The sequence below is a fragment of the Psychrobacter sp. S1-30-MNA-CIBAN-0213 genome (assembly GCF_040309845.1).
Taxonomy (GTDB): Bacteria; Pseudomonadota; Gammaproteobacteria; order Pseudomonadales; family Moraxellaceae; genus Psychrobacter.
The window spans coordinates 1-265 of the sequence record NZ_JBEOPE010000089.1 but is presented as its reverse complement, the minus strand read 5'-3'; the positions used below and the strand labels follow the sequence as shown (position 1 = coordinate 265).

Here is a 265-nt window from a genome sequence, read left to right as displayed (position 1 = left end):
ATCTAACGGCACTTGATCCAAGCTAAAATCCATCTTTTTGACCGTCGGATTATTGCTGATTTGACTAGAACGAATCGCACTGGGAATAGTAAGCGTCTTATCATCTGTACTGGTATCAACAAAACTGCTGTCTGGTCGCCACTGTCCATCAATCACTTGATAACGGGTATGCGGCAGTTTAGTGTTTTCAAATATCAGGCAGTATTGTCCAAGCATACCGCGGCCATACTCATTATCACGGCCTTTGATCCAATCAGGGCACGAA

At 44.2% G+C, this 265-nt stretch carries 1 pseudogene; it reads right to left on the bottom strand.

The window, feature by feature from the left end:
- Positions 1 to 265, bottom strand: a pseudogene (locus AAEY87_RS14065) (hypothetical protein); the annotation flags it as partial.